This is a genomic window from Kitasatospora sp. NPDC090308, assembly GCF_044769485.1.
In the GTDB taxonomy this organism is placed as follows: domain Bacteria; phylum Actinomycetota; class Actinomycetes; order Streptomycetales; family Streptomycetaceae; genus Kitasatospora; species Kitasatospora fiedleri.
This window is the reverse complement of sequence record NZ_JBIVXY010000002.1, coordinates 416,777-438,333: the sequence shown is the minus strand read 5'-3', so window position 1 is coordinate 438,333 and position 21,557 is coordinate 416,777. Positions and strand designations below refer to the sequence as shown.

19 protein-coding genes are annotated in these 21,557 nt (G+C 74.4%); 8 read left to right on the top strand and 11 right to left on the bottom strand.

Translation table 11 applies throughout. The annotated features are described in order from the left end of the window. Nucleotides 1-10: 10 nt before the first annotated feature. The gene (locus ACIQVD_RS05980; protein WP_402286703.1) at nucleotides 11-2,473 is read right to left on the bottom strand and encodes a SpoIIE family protein phosphatase; all 2,463 of its coding nucleotides are present in this window, start codon (nucleotides 2,471-2,473) and stop codon (nucleotides 11-13) included. A 297-nt stretch (nucleotides 2,474-2,770) separates the two neighbouring features. On the opposite strand from ACIQVD_RS05980, the gene ACIQVD_RS05975 reads away from it, so the two are divergent. Continuing rightward, nucleotides 2,771-5,503 carry a PKD domain-containing protein gene (locus ACIQVD_RS05975; protein ID WP_402286316.1) on the top strand — a complete coding sequence of 911 codons (2,733 nt, stop codon included), beginning with the start codon at nucleotides 2,771-2,773 and terminating at the stop codon, nucleotides 5,501-5,503. Nucleotides 5,504-5,510: 7 nt separating this feature from the next. On the opposite strand, the gene ACIQVD_RS05970 is transcribed toward ACIQVD_RS05975, so the two are convergent. The 5 genes from ACIQVD_RS05970 to ACIQVD_RS05950 form a co-directional block, all read right to left on the bottom strand. Beyond that, entirely contained in the window at nucleotides 5,511-8,327 is a 2,817-nt protein-coding gene (locus ACIQVD_RS05970; RefSeq protein ID WP_400682106.1) for a SpoIIE family protein phosphatase, read from the bottom strand. A gap of 386 nt (nucleotides 8,328-8,713) precedes the next feature. Next, the gene (locus ACIQVD_RS05965) at nucleotides 8,714-9,115 is read right to left on the bottom strand and encodes an NUDIX domain-containing protein (protein WP_400682107.1); all 402 of its coding nucleotides are present in this window, start codon (nucleotides 9,113-9,115) and stop codon (nucleotides 8,714-8,716) included. Between the two features lie 78 nt (nucleotides 9,116-9,193). Next, the gene (locus ACIQVD_RS05960) at nucleotides 9,194-9,664 is read right to left on the bottom strand and encodes a CYTH domain-containing protein (protein WP_400682108.1); all 471 of its coding nucleotides are present in this window, start codon (nucleotides 9,662-9,664) and stop codon (nucleotides 9,194-9,196) included. Nucleotides 9,665-9,789: 125 nt separating this feature from the next. Next, complete coding sequence (locus ACIQVD_RS05955; RefSeq protein WP_400682109.1) at nucleotides 9,790-9,978, bottom strand: SPOR domain-containing protein; 189 nt, start codon at nucleotides 9,976-9,978, stop codon at nucleotides 9,790-9,792. Nucleotides 9,979-10,109: 131 nt separating this feature from the next. Continuing rightward, nucleotides 10,110-10,928: a methyltransferase domain-containing protein gene (locus ACIQVD_RS05950; protein ID WP_402286312.1), complete on the bottom strand. Its 819-nt coding sequence runs from the start codon at nucleotides 10,926-10,928 to the stop codon at nucleotides 10,110-10,112. A gap of 138 nt (nucleotides 10,929-11,066) precedes the next feature. Here ACIQVD_RS05950 and ACIQVD_RS05945 point away from each other — a divergent pair, with 138 nt between their 5' ends. The 4 genes from ACIQVD_RS05945 to ACIQVD_RS05930 all read left to right on the top strand — a co-directional run bounded on the left by ACIQVD_RS05945 (nucleotide 11,067) and on the right by ACIQVD_RS05930 (nucleotide 13,689). After that, nucleotides 11,067-11,651, top strand: coding sequence for a pyridoxamine 5'-phosphate oxidase family protein (locus tag ACIQVD_RS05945; RefSeq protein ID WP_402286310.1), 585 nt, complete (start codon nucleotides 11,067-11,069; stop codon nucleotides 11,649-11,651). Between the two features lie 119 nt (nucleotides 11,652-11,770). Then, on the top strand, nucleotides 11,771-12,466 hold the full coding sequence (locus ACIQVD_RS05940; RefSeq protein ID WP_402286307.1) for a RibD family protein: 696 nt from the start codon (nucleotides 11,771-11,773) through the stop codon (nucleotides 12,464-12,466). Next, complete coding sequence (locus ACIQVD_RS05935) at nucleotides 12,453-12,962, top strand: deaminase (RefSeq protein WP_402286305.1); 510 nt, start codon at nucleotides 12,453-12,455, stop codon at nucleotides 12,960-12,962. The genes ACIQVD_RS05940 and ACIQVD_RS05935 overlap by 14 nt, the downstream gene beginning before the upstream one ends. A 70-nt stretch (nucleotides 12,963-13,032) precedes the next feature. After that, complete coding sequence (locus ACIQVD_RS05930) at nucleotides 13,033-13,689, top strand: HAD-IA family hydrolase (RefSeq protein ID WP_100836523.1); 657 nt, start codon at nucleotides 13,033-13,035, stop codon at nucleotides 13,687-13,689. Between the two features lie 4 nt (nucleotides 13,690-13,693). Here the strand turns inward: ACIQVD_RS05930 and ACIQVD_RS05925 are convergent, their stop codons facing one another. The 4 genes from ACIQVD_RS05925 to ACIQVD_RS05910 are packed head-to-tail and all read right to left on the bottom strand — an operon-like array spanning nucleotide 13,694 to nucleotide 17,033. Continuing rightward, nucleotides 13,694-14,578, bottom strand: coding sequence for an alpha/beta fold hydrolase (locus ACIQVD_RS05925; protein WP_402286302.1), 885 nt, complete (start codon nucleotides 14,576-14,578; stop codon nucleotides 13,694-13,696). Between the two features lie 56 nt (nucleotides 14,579-14,634). Beyond that, nucleotides 14,635-15,012: a VOC family protein gene (locus ACIQVD_RS05920; RefSeq protein WP_400682115.1), complete on the bottom strand. Its 378-nt coding sequence runs from the start codon at nucleotides 15,010-15,012 to the stop codon at nucleotides 14,635-14,637. Between the two features lie 12 nt (nucleotides 15,013-15,024). Next, nucleotides 15,025-16,422 carry an MFS transporter gene (locus tag ACIQVD_RS05915; protein ID WP_402286701.1) on the bottom strand — a complete coding sequence of 466 codons (1,398 nt, stop codon included), beginning with the start codon at nucleotides 16,420-16,422 and terminating at the stop codon, nucleotides 15,025-15,027. Nucleotides 16,423-16,457: 35 nt separating this feature from the next. Beyond that, nucleotides 16,458-17,033 (bottom strand): TetR/AcrR family transcriptional regulator, encoded by a 576-nt coding sequence (locus ACIQVD_RS05910; protein WP_402286300.1) that lies wholly within the window; start codon nucleotides 17,031-17,033, stop codon nucleotides 16,458-16,460. A 53-nt stretch (nucleotides 17,034-17,086) separates the two neighbouring features. Between ACIQVD_RS05910 and ACIQVD_RS05905 the strand changes: the two genes are divergently transcribed. After that, nucleotides 17,087-17,662, top strand: a complete 576-nt coding sequence (locus tag ACIQVD_RS05905) for a Uma2 family endonuclease (RefSeq protein WP_402286297.1) — start codon at nucleotides 17,087-17,089, stop codon at nucleotides 17,660-17,662. Here ACIQVD_RS05905 and ACIQVD_RS05900 read toward each other — a convergent pair whose 3' ends face one another. Further along, nucleotides 17,663-18,340: a 2-phosphosulfolactate phosphatase gene (locus ACIQVD_RS05900; protein WP_402286295.1), complete on the bottom strand. Its 678-nt coding sequence runs from the start codon at nucleotides 18,338-18,340 to the stop codon at nucleotides 17,663-17,665. A 349-nt stretch (nucleotides 18,341-18,689) separates the two neighbouring features. Between ACIQVD_RS05900 and ACIQVD_RS05895 the strand changes: the two genes are divergently transcribed. Continuing rightward, nucleotides 18,690-21,128 (top strand): N-6 DNA methylase, encoded by a 2,439-nt coding sequence (locus ACIQVD_RS05895; RefSeq protein WP_402286292.1) that lies wholly within the window; start codon nucleotides 18,690-18,692, stop codon nucleotides 21,126-21,128. Then, nucleotides 21,125-21,373 (top strand): hypothetical protein, encoded by a 249-nt coding sequence (locus ACIQVD_RS05890; RefSeq protein WP_400682125.1) that lies wholly within the window; start codon nucleotides 21,125-21,127, stop codon nucleotides 21,371-21,373. Before ACIQVD_RS05895 ends, ACIQVD_RS05890 begins: the two co-directional genes overlap by 4 nt. Nucleotides 21,374-21,557 lie beyond the last annotated feature (184 nt).

Sequence of the window (21,557 nt, the reverse complement as noted above, 5' to 3'; positions counted from 1 at the left end):
CGGCGTCCGGCTAGAGGGACAGCTCGAACCAGACGATCTTGCCCTTGGGGGTGCGGCGGCTGCCCCAGCGCTCGGCCAGCAGGGAGACCAGCTGGAGGCCGCGGCCGCCCTCGTCGGTCTCCTGGGCGCGGCGCTGGCGGGGCTGGGCGTAGGCGTCGTCCCAGACCTCGCAGACCATGGTCTTGTCGCGCAGCAGCCGCAGCCGGATCTCGCCGCGGCCGTGCCGCAGCGCGTTGGTGACCAGCTCGCTGACCAGCAGCTCGGAGGTGTCGACCAGTTCGTCCAGGCCGCGCTCCAGCAGCCAGCCGCAGGCGGCCTCGCGGGCCTTGGCGACCGAGGTGGGCTCGGGGGGCAGCCGCCAGTCTCCGACCGAGCCCTTGGGCAGTCCCTTGACCTTGGCCATCAGCAGGGCGATGTCGTCCTCGCCGTGGTGCGGGTTGAGCTCCTCCAGCACCTGGTCGCAGAGTTCCTCGATCCGGTCGGAGCCGCCCTCGAGGGCGGCCCGGAACGCGTCGATGCCCTCGTCGAGCTGGTGCTTGCGGGACTCGACCAGGCCGTCGGTGTAGAGGGCCAGCACGGCGCCCTCCGGCAGGTCGACGGTGACCTCCTCGAACGGCTCGCCACCGACGCCGAGCGGCAGGCCGGGCGGCACAGTGATGGTCCGGGCGCCCTGGCCGGGGGCCAGCAGCACCGGCGGGAGGTGGCCGGCGTTGGCGAAGGTGCAGCGCTGCTTGACGGCGTCGTAGACCGCGTAGACGCAGGTGGCGAGGTAGACCTCGGCGCTGGAGCGGTCCGGGTCCTCGTCGTTGCCCAGGCCGCGGGCGATCTCGTCGAGGGCGGAGAGCACCTCTTCGGGGTCGAGGTCGAGCATGGCCAGGGTGCGTACGGCGGTGCGCAGTTGGCCCATCGCGACGGCGGCGCGCAGGCCGCGGCCCATCACGTCACCGATCACCAGGGCGGTGCGGCTGCCGGGCAGCGGGATGACGTCGAACCAGTCGCCGCCGACCTCGGTGTTGTTGTTGCTGGGCAGGTAGCGGCGGGCGATCTCCAGGCCGGAGGCGGCCGGGTTGCCGGGGGGCAGCAGGCTGCGCTGGAGGATCAGCGCGCGCTCGTGCTCGCGGCGGTAGAGGCGGGCGTTGTCGACGCAGACGGCGGCGCGGGCGACGAGCTCCTCGGCGATCGCCACCTCGCGGGCGTCGAACGGCTCGCTGCCGATCGCCCGGGAGAGCTGGACCAGCCCGAGCACCTGGTCGCGGGCGACCAGCGGCACCACCAGGGTGGAGCGCAGCAGCGGGTCGGGCCCGGGCTGCGGGACGACGCTGCGGCCGGTGCGCAGGGCGCGGGCGTGCGGGGAGCGCGGCGGGTAGCAGAGCGTGCCGCCGGCCTCGGCGACCCGGACGCCGCCGCGCTCGGTGCCGAGCACCGAGGGGGCGTTGCCGACCACGCTGGAGACGGCGACCCGGCGCAGTTCGCCGCTCTCCGGGTTGGCGGTGAGCGGGGCGGAGTCACCGGTGAGCAGCGCGGTGTACAGGTCGACGGTGGCGACGTCGCAGAACTGCGGGACGATCACGTCGAGCAGTTCCTTGGCGGTGGTCTCCAGGTCGAGGGTGGAGCCGATGTGGGTGGACGCCTCGTTCAGCAGGGCGAGGCTGCGGCGCACGCCGGCCGCCTCGCGCTCGGCGATGTGCCGGCTGGTGACGTCCTGGACCTGGCCGGCCACGCCGATCGGGCGGCCGTTGGCGGCGGTGAGCCGGTACAGCGAGACGGCCCAGGTGCGCTGGTCCTCGTCGCGGCCGGCGCTGGGGCGGGCGGCCCGGACCGGGCCGGACAGCCGCAGGTCGAGGACGGGCTCCTGGCCGGTGAGCACCTTGCGCAGGGCGAGCAGTAGCCGGTCCGCGTCGGAGGGGCGGAACACGTCGCCGGGGGCGAGGCCCTGCAGGGCGGCGGGGCTGCGGCCGACGCCGGCCGCGAACGCGGCGTTGACCCGCTGGAGCTTGAGGTCGGTGTCGAACAGGAAGAAGCCGGTGGGGGTCTGGCCGATGACCGCCTCGGAGGCGGCCAGGTCGGTCTCGATGGCGCGCAGCCGGCCCAGGTCGACGGCCAGGCAGGTGGCCGAGCCGTCGGCGCTGGCGGGCATCGCGTAGACCTCGGCGAGGCTCTCGGCGCCGGACTGGTCCCGGTAGGGGGCGGTGCCGACCCACTCCTCGCCGGACAGGATGCGCTCCAGCCGGGCCCGCCCGCGCTGCCACAGTTCGCGCGGGATGAACGCGGTGATCGGGTCGGCGCCGACCGCCTCCGCGGCGGGGACGCCGAAGAACTCGGCGGCCCGGTCGCTCCACTGCGCGATCCGCCCGTCGGCCCCGATCGCGAAGGTCGCGACCCGGATGTAGTCGTAGATGGTGCCCGAGCCGCCCTGTCCCCAGCCGAGCGGCAGCGGAGCGGGGGTCGTCGGGGCACCCGGCTGCTCCGGCACCGCGGCATAGCCGCTACTGCCGTGCGTCACGTTCCGTGCCGGGAAGCTGTTCAACGGACCGACCCCTCCAACCCGCGCCCATCCGGTGTCGAGAAGACCGAGTATTCGATGTCCGAGTATTCATCATCCGGGCGCGGGCGCACACACCCTTCCACGTCACAACATCGAATCGGGTGTCCCAACGCCCCGTGACGGGCTCACGGGACTCGGGGCGACCCTCGCGCGGCGGTGTACGACCGGTCTGGCATCATCACGCCCCTACCTTAGGTTTTTACCGGAATTTGGGGAGGAACACCCATGCGTTCAAGACGGGTGGCAGCGGCGGCCGTGACGGTTCTCGCCGCGACCGGGGTGCTGCCGTCGGTGGCGGCCTCGGCGCGGACCACGGACCTCTGGGTCGACCGGTCCGGCGCGAACTGCGCGGACGACGGCCCGGGCAGTGAGGCGGCCCCGTTCTGCACGGTCTCCGCGGCCGCGCGGACGGCCGGGCCGGGCCAGACCGTGCACATCGCGCCGGGGGCCTACGCCGAGGACGTGGTGCTGACCCGCTCGGGGACGGCGGGTGCGCCGATCGTCTTCACCGGCCCCGCCGTGCACGGGATGCCCGGGGCGAGCCGGGTGAACTCGCTGGTGCTGGACGGCGTGCACCACGTCGAGGTCGCCGAGCTCGGAGTGGTCGCCCCCGCGGCCTCGGGCACCCGGGCGGTGGTCGACGTGACGGACTCCCAGCAGGTCGGGCTGTCCCGGCTGCGGGTCGGCACGCAGTACGGGGACGAGCGGGACGCCCTGCACGTCGGCGGCGGTACGGACGTGTCGGTGACCCGGAGCAGCTTCAACGCGCCGGTCGAGATCGACGGCGGCTCCACCGGGACGACCTTCGGCACCAACTGGGTGACACCCAGCCTGAACCGCGCCATCGTGGTCGACGGGGCGCCCGGCACCGCGGTGACGTCCAACACCGTCGTCACCTACGGCTGTGCGACCAAGGTCCGGTTCGGCAACGGCTCGACCGGCGGCCTGATCGCGAACAACGTGCTGTCCGGCTACGACACCCAGAACCGCTGCCCCGGGCAGCTCCGGTACGGCATCGACGTGTCGACCGACTCGGTGGCCGGGACGTCCGCGCGGTACGACTCGGTGGAGACCGTGGAGCCCGCGTACCGCTGGGCCGGGACGGCCTACACCAGCGCGGACGCGTTCCGGGCGGGAACCGGCCAGGGCGAGCGGGACTTCACCAGCCCGTACATCGACCGGGTGAACGCCTCCGCGGTCGACTCGGCGGACGCCGGGGCCCGCGGCACCTCCGGCACGGCGTTCGGGGACGCCCGGGTGGACCACCCGAACGTCGCGAACACCGGTACCGGCCCCGGCTGGTACGACCGGGGGGCGGGCGAGGTCACCAACCCGCTCACCGCCGGTCTCCAGGTCACCAACGAGCCGCCGCTGCCCGGCCCGTACGGCGTGGCGTTCGACGTCACGTACTCCTCGCCGTGGTTCCCGGTGGCCTCCGCCACCCTGGACTTCGGCGACGGCAGCGCGCCGGTGGCGGTGACCGACGGCCGGCGGGTCGTCCACTCCTTCCCCGGGAACGGCGACTACCAGGTGGAGCTGCGGGTGGTCGACACCACGGGCAAGCCGGTCGTCTCAACGCGCTCCCTGACGCTCCCGGCGGGCCCGATCAGCGCCGGCCTGAAGGTCCGGCCCGTCGAGGGCGCGGACCTGCTCACCACCCGGGTCGAGGCCGTCGACCCGTACAGCCCGTACCCGGTGGTCTCCTACCGGTACGACTTCGGCGACGGCAGCACCTCCTCGTCCGCCACACCGACCACCACCCACCGCTACGCGGCGCCCGGCACGTACACGGTGCGGATGAACCTCGCGGACGCCGGCGGCCGCACACTGGACACGGACCGGACCGCCACGGTCACCGTCGGCCCCGCGTACGTGCCGCTGGCGCAGCCGGTGCGGACGCTGGACACCCGCAGCGGGCTGGGTGCGCCGAAGGGGCGGCTCGGGCCGGACGGCACGCTGAAGCTGAAGGTGACCGGCACGGCCGGGGTGCCCGGCGACGGCACGGTGACGGCGGTGCTGGTCAACCTGACGGCGACCGGCAGCACCGAGGAGACCCACGTCATCGCGTACGGGGACGGCGCCCGGCCGGGCACCTCGAACCTGAACGCCGTGCCGGGCCGGGACGTCGGCAACACGGCGATGGTCCCGGTGGCGGCGGACGGCACCATCACGCTGTACAACCACTCCGGCCGCACCGACCTGGTCGCGGACGTGCAGGGCTACTACGGCGTGAAGCCGCAGGTCCGGACGGACCTGCACCCGGTGCGGGCGGTCCGGGCGCTGGACACCCGCAGCGGGCTGGGCGCGCGGGCCGGGGCACTGGGCGCGGACGCCTCGCTGTCGTTCAAGGTGCGCGGGCCCGGCCTGCTGCCGGACGACGCGAAGGTGGCGGTGCTGAACCTGACCGCGACCGGTTCCACCGAGCACACCTACATCGCGGCGAACCCGTCGTTCCCGGTGTCGGTCTCGAACCTGAACGTGAGCCGGGGCGCGACCGTCGCCAACCAGGTCACCGTCCCGATCGCCGCGGACGGCACGGTCAGGCTGTACAACCACGTCGGCGCCGTGCAGTTGATCGCCGACCTGCAGGGCTACTACGGCGCCGCGGACAACCCGCTGGTGCCGGTGCGCCCGGTGCGCGCGCTGGACACCCGGACCACCGGGAAGCCGGTCAGCCCGGCGTCCGAGACCCTGGTGGACGTCCGGAAGTACGGCGTCCCGGCCGACGCCACGGCGGTGCTGGTCAACCTGACCGGCCTGAACTCCCGGTACGAGGACTGGCTGGCCGCGGGCGACCCCGCGACCACCGAGTGGACCACCTCGAACCTCAACCTGGTGCCCGGGGCGATCGTCTCGAACCTGGCGCTGGTGCCCGTGCGCGACGGCCTGATCGAGGTCGCGAACCACGTGGGCAGCACCGACGCGATCGTCGACATCCAGGGCTACACCGCTCCCTGACGCCGCGTCACTCCTCCGGGGCGGCCCCGTCCGCCCCGGGGGAGAGTTCGAACCAGACCACCTTGCCCAGCCCCTCGGCCCTGGTGCCCCAGCGCAGCGCGAGCCGGCGGACCAGTTCGAGGCCGCGTCCGCCCTCGTCGCCGGCCCCGGCGTGGCGTTCCCGGGGCGGGTCGGGCAGCGGGTCGGAGATCTCGACCAGGAGCAGGTCGCCGAGGGTGAGCCGGACGCCGATCGGGGCGCTGGCGTAGCGGACGGCGTTGGTGACGAGTTCGCTGACCAGGAGTTCGGCGGTGTCGGTGAGCTCCTCGGTGCCCCAGTCCGCCAGGGTGCCGCGGACCAGCCGGCGGGCCCGGGAGACCGCGGTCGGTTCGGCGGGCAGTGTCCAGCCGGCGGTGGGCGCGTCGGCCCGGCCCTGGCCGAGCCGGGCCAGCAGCAGCGCCACGTCGTCGGGCTCGCGGCCCTGTTCCATGGTGCCGAGGACGGCCTCGCACGCCTGCTGGATCGAGGCGTACGGCTGTTCGAGCACGCTGATCAACCTCCCCAGTCCCACGTCCAGGTCCTTGTCCCGGGACTCCACCAGCCCGTCGGTGCACAGGGCGAGCAGGCTGCCGTCCGGGATCCGCATCTCGATGGACTCGAACGGCACCCCGCCGACGCCGAGCGGCGCGCCGGAGGGCAGGTCGAGCACCCGTCCGGCGCCGCCGGGCAGCGGGCCGCCGGAGCGGGCCGGCTCGGCGTCGGCGCCGGGCACCACCAGGACCGGCGGGATGTGGCCGGCCTTGGTGACGGTCAGGCTGCGCCGGGCGGGGTCGAAGACCGCGTAGACGCAGGTGGCGAGCAGGGCCTCGTCGGGGCCCTGGGCGAGGTCGTCGGCGAGCTCGTGGACGTGCCGCAGGACCACCTCGGGGGCCAGGTCGAGGGCGGCCAGCACCCGCACGGCGGTGCGCAGCCGCCCCATCGTGGCGGCGGCCCGCAGGCCGTGGCCCATCACGTCGCCGACCACCAGCGCGGTGCGTTCGCCGGGCAGCGGGATGACGTCGAACCAGTCGCCGCCGACCTCGGTGCCGCTGGAGCCGGGCACGTACCGGTAGGCGACCTCGACGCCGGGCGGCTGCGGGACCTGCTGGGGCAGCAGGGTGCGCTGCAGGGTGAGCGCGGCGGTGCGCTCGCGGGCGTACAGCCGGGCGTTGTCCAGCGAGCTGCCGGCCCGGTCGGCCAGTTCGACGGTGAAGGCCAGGTCGTCGCGGTCGAAGCCCTCGCGGTAGCCGGCCCGGCTGACCACCAGCAGGCCGATGACGATGCCGCGGGCCCGCAGCGGGACCACCAGCCGGGAGTGCACGCCCAGCTCGCGGGCGGCCTCGACCTTGGGGTCGCCGGGGAAGGACAGCTCCTCGGGCCCGTTGCCGCCGGAGAGCATCTCGGGGACGCCGCTGCGCAGCACCCGGCCGTAGACCGAGTCCTCCTCGTAGGTGATCCGGGCGCCGTGCCGCAGCATGGTCTCCACCGCCGGGCTGTGCTGGACCGCGGCGACGCCGAGCTGGAGCAGCGAGGTGCGCCGGTCGTGCCCGTGCCGGGGCAGGTCGTCCCCGTGCGCGACGGCCTGCAGCAGGATCACCCCGGCGTAGTCGGCGAGCCGGGGGACCACCGCCCCGGCCAGCTCCTGGGCGATCATCGAGGCGTCCAGCAGGTCGCCGACCCGGGAGCCGAACTCGTTGAGCAGCGACAGCCGCCGCCGGGCGCCCTCGACCTTGGCCACCGCCCGGTAGCGCTCGGTCACGTCCATCACGGTGCCGGAGATGCCCAGCACGCGGCCGGAGCGGTCGGTCATCCGGCTGTAGGAGATCGACCGGTAGCCGGAGCGGGCGGTGGACGGGGAGGCCAGCGTGACGTCGATGACGGGCTCGCCGGTGGCCAGTACCTGGCGCTGGACGGCGGTGATCTCGTCGGCGGAGCGCTCGGGCAGCGTCTCTCCGGTGGTGCGGCCGATGTGCTCCTCGGCGGGCAGGCCGTTCATCTCCGCCAGGGTGCGGTTGACGGCGGTGTAGCGCAGCTCGGTGTCGAGCACCGCGATGCCCAGCGGCGACTGCTCGAACAGCGCGTCGCGGACCGCGAGGTCCCGCTCGACGGCGCGCAGCGCGGCGGCCTCGGTGAGCGCGGCCTGCACGTACGGGGCGCCGTCGCCGTCGACCAGCAGCGACAGCCGGGCCTCCACCTCGACCGGCAGGCCGTCCCGGTCGGCGATCTCGGTGAAGCCGTTCCAGGAGCCGCGCCGCAGCGTCTCCTGGAGGGCGGAGCGGGTCCGCTGCACCTGGGCCGGGTCGGGGATCAGCTCGTCGACGGCGCGGCCGACCAGCACCTCGCTGGGCCAGCCGAGCATCTCCTCGGCGGCCGGGCTCCACAGCACCACCCGGCCCGAGGTGTCGAGGATGACGATGGCCACCCGCACCACGTCTAGCAGGCTGCCGCCCTCGGTGCGGCGGCTGGGGTGCAGGGTGGTCGGGCCGGTGTCGGAGCGGGCCCCCGGGTGCGACTCGGGCGTGCCCGGGAAGGCCCGGGCGGGGCGGCCGCGGGCCGGGGCGGCCCCGCCGCCGGGCGCGGGCGGCTCGGTGGGCGGCCGGGGCGCGGCGCCGGCCGTCGGGGCGCTGCCGGGCAGGGCGGCGGGCCGCTCGCCCGGGCCGGGACGGCCCCGGCGCAGCCGGGCCCGGGCGGCGGCCCGGCCGGCCGCGGTGCGGGCGGGCAGCGCCGCGCCGCCGGGCCGCCGCGCCCCGTGCGCGGGCAGGCCGGACGCCTCGCGCTCTCCCCCGCCGTCACCCGGCTTCGCCACCTACGGTGCCTCCCGCCGCCACTGGGACGCCCCCGGCTGGTCGCCGGGGCGCGGGCCGCTGCCACACCGCGCCACCACGGGCGCACGGATCGTGACGAATGCTGCCGAACTCTGCCATACCCAGGGAATCGCCCCGCTATCCCGGCATACGGGTCGTCTGTCCGATTGGCGTACAGAACGGACACCCGGGGTGCGGCCGGGCGCTTCCCGTGCGGGCCGGTTCGGCGCGGGCCGGTTCGACGCGGACGGGCTCGGCGCGGGCCGGTTCGGCGCGGGCCGGTTCGACGCGGACGGGCTCGGCGCGGGCCGGTTCGACGCGGACGGGCTCGGCGCGGGCCGGTTCGACGCGGGCCGGTTCGGCGCGGGCGGGCTCGGTGCGGGCGGGCTCAGTGCAGGCGGCCGTCGCGGTGCAGGTCGTCGAAGAGGACCTGGTCGACCGGGGGGACGCGGTCGCGGTCGGCGTAGCCGAACCAGTCGACCTCCTCGATCTCGCTGCTGGCGGCGAGGGTGCCGGTGTAGTCGGCGGCGTAGCAGGCCATCCGGACGGTGGCGCCGGGGCCCTGGCCGTGGGCCTCGGCGTGGTAGGTGCCGACGTGGGTGACGGTCTCGGGGCGGATGGCGACGGTGAGTTCCTCGGCGACCTCGCGGACCAGGGTCTGCAGGTCCGTCTCGGCACCCTCGCGCTTGCCGCCGGGGATGTAGAAGACGTCCTTGCCGCGCGGGCGGGCGCAGAGGATCCTGCCGCCCTCCAGCCGGACCCACGCCACCGTGTCGATCAGGATCGCCATCGCCGTCCTCGCGCCTTCGTGCTTCGTGCCCTCGCCTGCCGGTACCGGCTCCGCCGGTCCCCGGGGTCCGACCCTATGTCAGGGGCGGGGTGGGGCGGAGGCGGTGGCCAGCCGCTGGTTCTTGAGGTCGGGGCGGTCGGTGACCTCGGGGCCGAACCAGGGCGGCGGGGTGAACGCGGCGGCGGCCTCCGGGTCGGCGAACTCGACCTCGACGGTGCGCAGTCCGGCCAGCCGGCCGTGGTAGGTGTCGACCGCGGCGAGGTGCGGGCCGAGCGGGACGGACCGGCGGGTCTTGGCGATCCGGGCCGGTTCGGTGGCGGGCCACAGGGCGGCGAACTGCTCGGCGCTCAGCGGGGTCTCCCACTCGCCGCGGGCCAGTCCGGCGCCGCGCTTGACCGTCAGCGAGTACTCCTCGTCCTGTCGGCGCACCCGCGCCTCGGCGCCTTCGGGGCCGATCACCAGGTACCCCTGCCGGATCTCGGACTCCGGCCCGTCGGGGACGTGCCCGCCGTCCGGGACGAGGAACTTGCGCTCGATCTCGGTGCCCACCGGGCCTCCTCGTGCTCCTTGCCGCGCCTCTGCCGTGCCCCTGCCGCGTGCCACGCGCCGCGGGCGCGCTGCGGGCCGGGACGGCCGCCGGGTGCCACGGTACGCGGGCGGGGCGGTCGGCGGGGTCAGGCGGTGGGCTCCGGCGGGTCCTCGGGTTCGACCCAGTACAGCTGCTTGTGGCCCCGGGCCTCGAACTCGGCGGCCAGCGCCTCGGCTTCGGCCCGGTCGAGGCCGCGGGCGAGCAGGAAGCGGTTGCCGTTGTCGTCCTGGCGCATCACCCGGTGGGCGACGCCGGTGCGCTGCTCGCGGTCCATGCCCACACGGTAGCGGTCCGACCCGGTGGGGGGCGGGTCGGACCGCCCGTCCGGCCTCCAGGCTGGACGGTGATTGCTACCGGGCGGTACGCATCCGGTCAACGTCTCGTTAACGCGGGGGGCGTGCCCAACTAGCTTACGCGATACAGGAGTTCGCCGTGCAGTACGGCGAACCAGGCGTCCGGGTCGGCGCCCCAGCGGACCCAGCCGGCGGCGATCCGCTCCAGGTCGGCGGGGGTGGCCAGGCCCTCGGCCACCGCGGTGGCGGCGGTCTTCGAGTGCACCGTGCGCTCGGCCCAGAGCCCCGACCACCAGGCCCGCTCGGCCCCGGTGGCGAAGGTCCAGCTGCTGGACGAGCAGCGCGGGTTGTCGCCGGAGTCGTCGGTCAGGCCGGCCGCGCGCGCCCAGGCCAGCAGCCGGCGGCCGGCGTCGGGTTCGCCGCCGCCGACCCGGGCGACCGCGCGGTAGAGGCTCAACCACTCGTCCAGCTCGGGCAGTTCGGGGTACCAGGTCATCGCGGCGTAGTCCGAGTCGCGGACCGCGATCACCCCGCCGGGGGCGGTGACCCGGCGCATCTCGCGCAGCGCGGCGACCGGGTCGGCCAGGTGCTGCAGCACCTGGTGGGCGTGCACCACGTCGAACGAGGCGTCGGCGTACGGCAGCCGGTACACGTCGGCGACCTCGTACGACAGGTGGGCCAGTCCGCGCCGGGCGGCCAGCGCGGCGGCCTCGGCCAGCACCTCGGGGACCGGCTCGATGCCGACCACCCGGCCGTCCGGGCCGACCAGCTCGGCCAGGTCGGCGGTGATCGTGCCCGGGCCGCAGCCGACGTCCAGCAGCCGCTGCCCGGGGCGCAGTTCGGGCAGCAGGTAGGCGGCGGAGTTGGCGGCGGTGCGGCTGCGGTGCGAGCGCAGGACGGCGGCGTGGTGGCCGTGGGTGTAGCCGGACATGGCGGGTTCCCTCTCCCTCGAAGGCGACCCCTCCAGGATAGGAAAACGTTCCACTGTTCGGACAATCTTGTTTCGCATCGTGAGACACCCGCGTCACCGCCTGGCCCGGCGCGCCCTGCCGGGAGCAGAATCGTCGGCATGGGAAAGACTTATGAGCGCATCGATGCCAGGCTGCGCGCGTTCATCGAGAAACAGCCCGTCTACTTCGTCGCGACCGCCCCGCTGGCCGACGACGGCTTCCTCAACCTGTCCCCCAAGGGCCGGGCCGGCACCCTCGCCGTGCTCGACGAACTCACCCTCGCCTACCTGGACTTCGGCGGTTCGCACGCCGAGACCATCGCCCACCTGCGGGAGAACGGGCGGATCGCGCTGATGTGGTGCGCCTTCGAGGGCCCGCCCACCGTGGTGCGGGTGCACGGGCACGGCGAGCCGGTGTTCCGCGACGACCCGCGGTTCGCCGAACTGCTCGGCCGCTTCGACCCCGCCGCGGACGGCGCCGCGCTGCGCGCGATCATCCTGGTGCGGGCCGAGCGGGTCAGCGACTCCTGCGGGTTCGCCGTCCCGTTCATGGACTACCGCTCCGACCGGACGCTGCTCGCCGAGTTCTTCGAGCGCAAGGGCGACGACCGGTTCAGCGAGTACTGCGAGGGCAAGGAGTACGTCGGCGTCAGCATCAACGGGCTGCCCGCCCTGCCGCTGCCGGTGCCGCCCCGGCCGTCCTGAACGACCGCCGCAGCCCCCGGTGCGGGGGCGCGGAGTCCGGCGGGGCGCGGGGCGCGGGGTCCGGCGGGGCGCGGCGTACGGTGGGACTCCGTCCGCCCGCCGACCCTGGAGCCCCGCCCGTGCCCCGCCCCCACGTCCTGCTGAGCGCCGCGGTGTCGATCGACGGCCACCTCGACGACGCCTCGCCCGACCGGCTGCTGCTCTCCAACGCCGAGGACTTCGACCGGGTCGACGCGCTGCGCGCCGACAGCGACGCGGTCCTGGTCGGCGGCGGGACGCTGCGCGCCGACGATCCGCGCCTGCTGGTCAACTCGCCGGAGCGGCGCGCCGCCCGGGTGTCCGCCGGGCGGCCCGCGTACCCGCTCAAGGTCACCCTGAGCGCGAGCGGCGCGCTCGCCCCCGGCCTGAAGTTCTGGCACACCGGCGACGCCAAGCTCGCCTACACCACCGACGCCGCCGCGCCCGCGCTGCGCGCCGCGCTGGCCGGGGCGCCCGGCACCGAGGTGGTCGGCCTGGGCGGGACGGTGCCGATGGGCGCGGTGCTGGACGACCTGGGCGCGCGCGGGGTGCGCCGGCTGATGGTCGAGGGCGGCGGCAGCGTGCACACCCGGTTCCTCGCCGAGGGCCTGGCCGACGAACTGCACCTGGCCGTCGCCCCGCTGCTGGTCGGCCAGGCCGACGCCCCCCGCTTCCTCTCCCCCGCCGCCTACCCCGGCGGCCCGACCCGCCGGATGCGGCTGCTGGGGGCACGTACGGTGGGGGACGTCGTCCTGCTGCGGTACGCCCCGAAGGAGTCCCCCGATGACCACCAGTGACCGCACGCCCGAACCCGACCGCACGCCCGAACCCGACCGCGCGGACGGCCGCGAGCGCGACCTGCGGTGGATGCGCCGCGCCGTCGAACTGTCCCGGCGCTGCCCGCCGTCCGGGACGGCCTTCTCGGTCGGCGCGGTGGTGGTCGGCGCGGACGGCGAGGTGCTGGCGGAGGGCTACAGCCGCGAGGTGGACGCCGTGAACCACGCCGAGGAGGCCGCGCTCGGCAAGCTGCCCGCCGGCGACCCGCGGCTGCGCACCGCCACCGTCTACTCGACCCTGGAGCCCTGCGGGCAGCGCGCCTCCCGGCCGCACCCGTGCGCGGAGCTGATCGTCGCGGCCGGGGTGCCGCGGGTGGTGGTGGCCTGGCGGGAGCCCGCGCTGTTCGTCGAGGCGTGCCGGGGCACCGCGCTGCTGACCGGCGCGGGCGTCGAGGTGGTGGAGCTGCCGGAGCTCGGCGCGGAGGCCCGGGCGGTCAACGCGCACCTGGTGGGGTGAGCGGCCGCCCCCGGCCGGTTTTGTACGATTGAGGAACAAACATTCGTACGAGGTCTCCCGAGGAGCCCCGATGCCCGTCCTCACCCCGCCGGTCCGGGCCGTCCTGCTCGACATGGACGGCACCCTGGTCAACTCCGACGCCGTGGTCGAACGCTGCTGGCGCCGCTGGGCCGAGCGCAACGGCCTGGACGGCGACGAGGTGATGCGGGTCGCGCACGGGCGGCAGGGCCACCTGACCATGGGCCTGCTGCTGCCCGACCGGCCGGTCGAGCAGAACCTCGCCGAGAACGCGGTGATGCTGGACGAGGAGAGCTCCGACACCGACGGTGTGGTCGAAGTCCCGGGCGCGGCACGGCTGGTGGCCTCGCTGGCCGGGCTGCCGCACGCCCTGGTGACCTCCGCCGACGACCGGCTCGCCCGGGTCCGGATGGCCGCCGCCGGCGTCCCGCTGCCGCCGCGGATGATCACCGCCGAGCACGTCGGCGCCAGCAAGCCCGACCCGGAGGGCTTCCTCAAGGCCGCCGCCGAACTGGGCGTCGCCCCCGCCGAGTGCCTGGTGCTGGAGGACTCCGAGGCGGGCATCGCCGCCGCCCGGGCCGCCGGCATGCCGGTGCTCGGCATCGGCCCGCGCGCCGCCGCCCACCGGCCCGACCACCACGTGGACGACCTGTCCGGCGTCCGCGTCACCGGCGCGGCGGACGGCCGGCTGGTGGTCGAACTGCCCTGAGCGGCTAACGCCCGGACCGGGCCGGGCCTCCCGGCGCGGCCGGTGCCGGGTGGCCGGGGCCGACCGCGACGACGGGACGGTCGGGGCCGACCGGAACGACCGGCGCGGGGCGGGTGGGGTCGACCGGAACGACGGGAGTGCCGGCCCCGACCGCGCCGCCCAGCAGCGCCGCGGCCACCCGGGCGCACTCCTGCGGGTGCTCGCCCAGCCAGCGGCCGAGCAGGTGGTCCGCGCCCGGCAGGGTGAGCCGGGCGTACGGGGGCGACGCCGGGCGGGTGCGCAGCGTGGCGTCCAGCGCCTCGGTCACCTCGGCGGGGATCACCCCGTCCGTCTCCGGCAGCACCAGCACCGCCCGGCCGCCGAACGCCGCGAGGGCGTCGAAGGCCCGGCTGCTGCGCCAACTCCCCTCGGTACGCAGGGTGTTGGTGAACTCCGGAGCGGCGAAAGGGAGTTCGTGGATCTCGCGGGCGTAGGCGGCGGGCGCGCCGAGGGCGATCGCCGTGGTGCGGGCGGCGAGTTCGGGCATCCGCAGCAGGTCGGCGACGGTCTGGCCGCTCATCGAGAACCCGACCAGCAGCAGCGGCCCGTCCGGGGCGTGCCGGTCCAGCACCGCGCGGGCCTGGCGGGCCCGGCGGGCCAGCGAGAGCTCCCCGAGGACACCGGTGCTCGCGCCGTGCCCGGCGAAGTCGAACACCACGGCCCGGCACCCGGCGGACGCCAACTCCCGGGCCAGCGGCAGGCAGCGGTGCCGGTCACCGCTGCCCGCGCCGTGCATCAGCAGCGCCGTGACCGGAGCGGGCCCGTCCGGCCCGGCCGGTGCGTCCGGCTCGACCACGGTGCAGGCCAGGCGTTCGCCGTCCGCCTCGACGGTCGACTCGACGAAGTCCATCCGGTCTCTTCTCCCTGGTGGGCGGTCGGGCGGGTGCGCGGTCGGGCGGCCGCCGGTCAGTCGGGGACGGCGAGGCAGAACGGGTGCCCGGCCGGGTCGAGCAGCGTCACCCAGTGCTCGCCGCCGGCCTGGTGCCCGGGCCTGGTCGCGCCCGCCGCCAGCAGGGCCGCCACCGCCGGGCCCAACTCCAGCACGGTGAAGTCGAGATGGGCCCGGGAGCCGTCCTCCGGCCAGTGCGGCGGCCGGTACCCGCCGATCCGCTGGAAGCCGATCCGCACCGGGCCCTCGCCGATGAACACGTAGCTCTCGCTGCGGTACGTCACCGGCCAGCCCGTCACCTGCTGGTAGAAGGCCGCCAACTGCTCGGGGTCGGCGCAGTCCAGCACCACCGAGCCGAGCGTGCCCACGGCCTGCGCCGTCCGTCGTTCCGTCACCGGCCCAGCGTGTCACGCCCCGCCGGCAGCGGCTCCGCGGCGCGGCGCGCGTCGGGCGGCGGGCAGGGCGGCGGGCAGGGCGGCGGGCAGGGCGGCGGCGGGCAGCAGGCCGACGGCGGCGAGGGCGGCCAGGAGCGGCAGGGAGCCGTGCGTCCCGGCACCGGCGGCGGTCGCGACGCCCAGGGTCGGACCGATGTTCATCGCGGTCTGCTTCAGCCCGCCGACCGCGCCCGCGTACCCCGCCGGGGCGTCGCCGACCACGGTGCCGGTGGCCGTCACCATCACCGCCGCGAACCCCGCGCCCAGCAGCGCCGACGCCACCCCCGTGGCCGGGGCCGACCCGCCCCCGCCGCCCGGGCCGGCCAGTCCCGCGATGCCCGCCACCAGCAGCGCCACCCCCGCCAGCGCCGTCCGCCGGGGCCCCTGCGCGCGCAGCGCCCGCTCGGCCGCCGGGGCGCCCAGCACCATCAGCGCGGTCAGCGGCAGCATCCGCAGCGCGGTGTCCAACGGGCCCACGCCCAGGGCGTCCTGGAGCCGGAAGGTGGTGCTGAACAGGGTGCCGAACAGCCCCGCCGAGGCGGTCAGCAGCAGGACGAGGGACGCCGCCACCGGCCGCGACCGGACCACCGGACGCGGCACCACCGGGCTCGCGGCCCGCCGCTCGTGCGCCACCAGCACCGCCGACAGGGCCGCCGCGCCCGCCAGTTCGGCGGCCGTCCCGCCCCAGCCGCGCTCCGGGACGCGGGAGAGCGCGTGCACCAGCACGGCCAGGGCGGCCGCGAGCAGGGCGGCGCCCGCCAGGTCGAGCCGCCGATCGTCGGAAGGCACTCCGTCGAACCGCTGACCGTCGGAAGGCACCCGCCCGGAAGGCACCCGCTCGGAGGGCACCCGCCCGGAGGGCTCCCGCTCGGGGCGCAGGGCGAAGGCCATGGCGGCGATCAGGGCGGCCACCGGGACGTTGATCCAGAACACCGCGCGCCAGCCGAACGCGTCCACCAGCACCCCGCCGAGCAGCGGACCCGCGCCCGCCGCCACCGCGATCGCCCCGGTCCGGACGGCGACCGCCCGGCCGAGCCGCTCCGGCGGGCAGGACAGCCGCAGCAGCGCGAGCGTCCCGGGTTGCAGCAGCGCGCCGAACACGCCCTGCGCCACCCGCAGTCCGACCACCCAGCCGACGGTCGGCGCGAGCGCGATCCCGGCCGAGGACGCGCCGAAGCCGAGCACGCCCGCCAGCAGCGTCCGGCGGTGGCCGTACCGGTCGCCGAGTCGGCCCGCGAGCACCAGCAGGGCGGCGACGGCAACCAGGTAGCCGGTGCTTGTCCACTGCAACTGCGCTGTTGTGCAGCCGAGTTCGCGCCGCATGCCGGGCTGCGCCATCAGCAGCACCGTGCCGTCCAGGGCCACCAGCATGGCCGCGCCGGCGCTCACCGGCAGCGCGAGGCGGCTCACGCCGCACCGCCGAGGTGCGCGGCCAGCACCGCCTCCAGCAGCTCCTCCTCGCGGCCCTCCCCCAGCATCAGCCCGGTGCTCCCCCAGCCCTGCAACTGCGCCAGCCCGTGCAGGTTCGCCCACAGCGCGGCCGTCACCACCGGCGCCCGCTCCGCCTCCCCCGTGCACTCCCCCACCAGCCGCGCCAGCTCCCCGAACAGCGGCACCGTCGCCTCCCGCAACGGCGGCCGCCCCTCCCCGTCCAGCAGGTCGTGCCGGAACATCAGCTCGAACATCCCGCGCCGCTCGGCGGCGTACGCCAGGTACACCCGCGCCATCCCGGCCACCCGCGCCCGCGCGTCCCCCGCCCGCACCCCCGCGAACCGCCCCGCCAGCTCCTCGAACCCCCGCCGCGCCACCGCCGACAGCAACGCCCGGTGCGTCGGGAAGTACCGCCGCGGCGCGCCGTGCGACACCCCGGCCCGCCGCGCGATCTCCCGCAACCCGACCGCGCCCGACCCCTCCGCCAGCACCAGTTCGACCCCGACGTCCACCAGTCGCTCCCGCAGGGGGTTCTGCTCGTCGCTGCCCATGGACACTGTCTACCAGCGCAGAGTAGACAGTGTCTACCAGCTACCCTGAGGACATGGCCCCACTGCCCGGCTGGATGCGCCCGCCGCGCGCGGAAGGCTGGTTCGCGGAGGATCTCGACCGTCTGCCGGAGGCCCCGCGCCACACGGAACTGATCGACGGGGCGCTCGTCTTCACGACGTCCCCGCAGCGGTGGTGGCACGGCCACCTCGTCACCATGCTCACCGTCGCGCTCATGCGGCAGTGCCCGCCGGGGTTCAAGGCGGGCCGGGAGATGACCGTCAGGCTCGACTCCCGCAACCGGCCCGAACCCGACCTGCTGGTGACCGACGCCCCGGTCGACCCCGACCGCACCTGGCTCGCGCCCGAAGACGTCGTACTGGCGGTCGAAGTGGTCTCCCCCGAATCCGCCCACCGCGACCGCACCGTCAAACTCCGCACGTACGCGGAGGCCGGAATTCCGCACTACTGGCGCATCGAGGACGAGGACGGCCGTCCCGTCGCCCACGTCTACGAACTCGACGGAGCGACCGGGAGCTACGCCCCGGCCGGCATCTTCCGGGGCACCCTCCGGCGCCCGGTGCCGTTCGAGATCGACCTCGACCTCGACCAGCTCGTGGCCGACCTCTGACTACCGGCTCCCCTCCCCGTACGGGCGCAGCACCATGAGCCCCTGCTCCGGGGCGGCGGCCATCGCGAAGGGGAAGCGGTCGGGTTCCAGGCAGAGCCGCACGTCGTCCGGGTGGACGCCTTCCCGGACGCCCTGGGCGAGTTCGGCCGCGGCGGTGGACTCGGCGGCGCGGCGGAGGTAGGGGGCGGGGTCGGGGGTGGCGCCGGTGGCGCGGTGGGCGATGTACCGGGCGCAGGCGAGGTCCTCCTCGGCGCGGCCGTCCTCGCCGGTGACGACGAAGGTGACTTCGGGACGGCCGTGCAGGGCGCGGGCGGTGGCCCCGGCGACCACGAAGCTCGCGCACAGCACCAGCTCGGCGCCCCGCACGGCCAGCGCGCCGACCGTCCCGGCGGTGGTCTTCTGCACGACGGTGCGGCCGGTGAGGTCGGTGCCGCGGATCCGGCCGGGCGAGTTGACGGCGTCGAAGCCGGGCGCGGGCGGCCCGTCCTTGAGGGCGATCCACCCGGGGTGGCGCGCCTTCAGTTCCAGTGCCCCGTCGAGCGATTCGGCGAGCACGATCCGCTCGGCCCCCTGCGCGAAGGCCCAGGCCGCCGTGGTGAAGGCGCGCATCACGTCGATGACGACGGCGACGGGCGGGGTGTCGGTGAGTTCGCCGATGGCGAGGAAGCGGGTCTCCATGGCCGCCATGATCGCCGTCCCATCACGCCGGACACCAAAGGTTTTCGCTTCGAAACCGACAGGGACAACCGCTGTTCCTCACAGGTGCGGACGTGCCGTCCGCACCTCCGAGAGACAGCGAACCCCGTTGCGGCCTACCTGCCCCTCCCTTCGGGGCAGGCCCCTGTATCTCCTACTGACAAGCATCCATTTCCCGTCGCCAGGCGGCAGCCTGTCGCACTCTTTCCCGGCGCTTCCAGAGTGTTAGGGCATTGCGCACTCCGAGTGCGCACATGCTCATGAGCCTAAGGGACTTCTAGCATCTCCTCTCAGAGAGCTGCTCCATCAACCTACTTGAAAGAGAGATCGGATGCTCAATTCGCTATCGGACGACTCGCTGCTCAGGCGCTCGCGGATCGCGGCCTTGGCAGGTGTGAGTCGACCCACCGTCACCGCTTGGGGGAAGCAGTACCGGGACTTCCCTTCACCACGCCGGTCCGGAGGCCAGGAGTACTTCCGGCTTTCGGACATCCTCGACTGGCTGGACGGACGCACCGTGCCCAGTAACCGCCTGGTCGGGGGAGAGCCGGTTGGTACGACGTACGGGGACCGGGTCCGGCGCAACCACACGGCCGGCGGTGAGGGCCCCACCGGGCTCGGAGCCGAACGCCCAGGAGCCGGTCCGGCGCCCGGCACAGCAGCAGCCGGGCCGGACGATGAGAGGATCGTCAAGGAGTTGATGGGCTCCCTGGTCGACCGCGTACGGGGGGCCGCCGGCGTCGTCGACTACCTGAACCTGCTGTTCGCGTTGCAGTACCTCCGCGGCTCCGACGACTCCCAGTGGGCCGCTCTCAGGAAGGACTCCAGGGAGGCCACCGGGTTGGAGGCCGTGGCCCGACTGCTCCACCACATCGGGGCGGTGACCGACGAGAACCTGCGGCGCTTCGGTGTCTCCTCTGACATGACGGAGGCGCTGAGCCGTCTCGAACCCCGGACCGCGCGCGACCTGCGCGAGGTGATCGAGCGGGTGGCACGCTTGCGGGGCAACGTGTTCGAGCTCATCCTCTGTGAGTACGAGGAGCGCGCCGCGCTGGGAAGCCGGGAGTTCTTCACACCTCGCGGAGTGGTGCAGTTGATGGCCGGTCTCGCATGTTCCGGCCACGAACCCGGCGAAATGTGGTCGGTCTACGACCCCTACGCCCGGAGCGGCGAACTCCTGGCGCAGGCAGCGGCCTCCCTCACGGCTGAAGACGCCCATGGGTCTCCTACTGCCCTTCAGATCAGAGGCGAGACCCGCCGGGCTGACACCTGGCGTCTCGCAAGCATGAACCTCGCGCTACATGGTGTGCGCCCCGAACTGGAACTGCGCCGCACCGTTCCCTGGGACGGGAGATCCCGGCGCGGAACACCTGGCAGCGCGGACATCGTGCTCACCAACCCGCCCTTCAACATGAACGATCCCGCACGGAAAGAACGTCAAGGAGGAGAGTGGGCCTACGGCGCCCCACCTCTCGACAACGACAACTTCGCCTACGTCCAGCACTGCCTGTCCATGCTTCGGGCGGGAGGGCGGGCCGGGATCATCATGCCCACGAAGGCCGGCAATTCCGGGCACCGGGCCGAACTGGAGATCCGTCGCAACCTGATCGAGCGCGGAGTGATCGAGGGCGTCATCACCCTGCCCCCGCACCTGTTTTCCGGCACGCCCGTGCCGGTGTCGATCTGGATCCTCCGGCACCCGGATGACCCGTGCGACCACGTACTCTTCCTCGACGGACGGCACCTGGGCACGAAGAACGGTCCTCGGCGCACCCTCAGCGACCAGGACGTCGAGGCAATCCTCGACGCGTACGGTGGCGCGAGGGCCGGGGGTGAAACGAACGGGCACTGCACCACCTCTTCCGCCCGGGAGGTTGAGGGGAAACCCGTATCTCGGGCCTGGGTTTCCCGGGACGCCCTACGCGCTCAGGGCTACTCCCTCCATCCTCTCGACCACATCCGCCACCATGAGAGCGTCACAGGAGAGGCCGTGGCCGCGTTTTCCGCCGCTCGGCAGCAGATGGCAGAACTGGAGTGGCAGGTACTGCGCGCACAGAACGCCACCGCCGGCTTTCCCCACCTCAGCACTGCGGCACCTTCGGCACCCTCCTGTCCCGTCCCAGTCGTTCCGCTGGATCACCTGTGCGAGATCAAGGCTGGACCTTCCTACTCCCGGCTCGGCAAGACGCAGCGGGCAGCGACGGACGGCAGCGTCCCCGTCGTGTACCCCCGCCACCTGAAGGACGGACGCATCGCCAACAGCAGGGACGAACTGGTCGACGCGAAGACCGCCGACCTGCTGGCGGGCTTCAGTCTGCGGGTGGACGACATCGTCTGCGTCCGTTCCGGTGCGATCGGGACGCCGTCCCTGGTCCGTGCCTCGCAGGAAGGCTGGCTGATGAGTCCCAACATCATCCGGTTGCGGCTGCGGAAACAGGCCGAGGTGCTGCCGGAGTACCTGCTGTACCACTTGTCCCGGGAGAAATCAGTCGGCTGGATGCGGGATCGTGCGGCGTCCACTGCGGCCCCGTCGATCAGAACCGGCTCCCTCGGGCGACTGGAGGTTCCGTTGCCGCCTCTCTCTGAACAGCACACGATCGTCTCGGCGCTGGTCCACCTCGACGAACTGGACCGCCTGTACAGGGAATTCGCCACCTCAGCACGCGGCACCCGCTCCGCCCTTGCCGACCTGCTGATGAATTTCCCGCCCCAGCTCGGCCTCGATGCACCGACCACTCGCACTCGAACTGACGAGGAGGATCCGCTGTGACCCCTTCCACCGACCCGTCCATGCCCACCGACACCGCCAGCTCCACCGACAGCGCGTGGATCCCGTGGCTGTTGGTCATGTTGCTGTTCTCCCTGTTGGTCGCCGTGTGCGTCGGCTTCCTCAAGCGCCTGGGCGGGAGCGCACTCGTGGACGCCCTCCTGGAGGGCGGTGCGGCCTTCGGTGGTTCCGCATTGCTCTGCCTGGGCGTCGTTCCCGTCATCCAGCAGCTACGACGGCGCAGGTAGAGCCGCACCCACCGGGTGCGCGTGCTCGGCGTGTTCCGGGTAGTCACCGCCGGCGAACCGAAGGCCGCTCCCCCTCACGGGAGCGGCCTTCGTACGGAGCGGTCAGGCGGCGAAGCGGAATGCCCGCTTCACCGCTTCGACCTGCGAGGTCGCTGGTTTCAGGGGTTCAAGTCAGCGCGGAAAG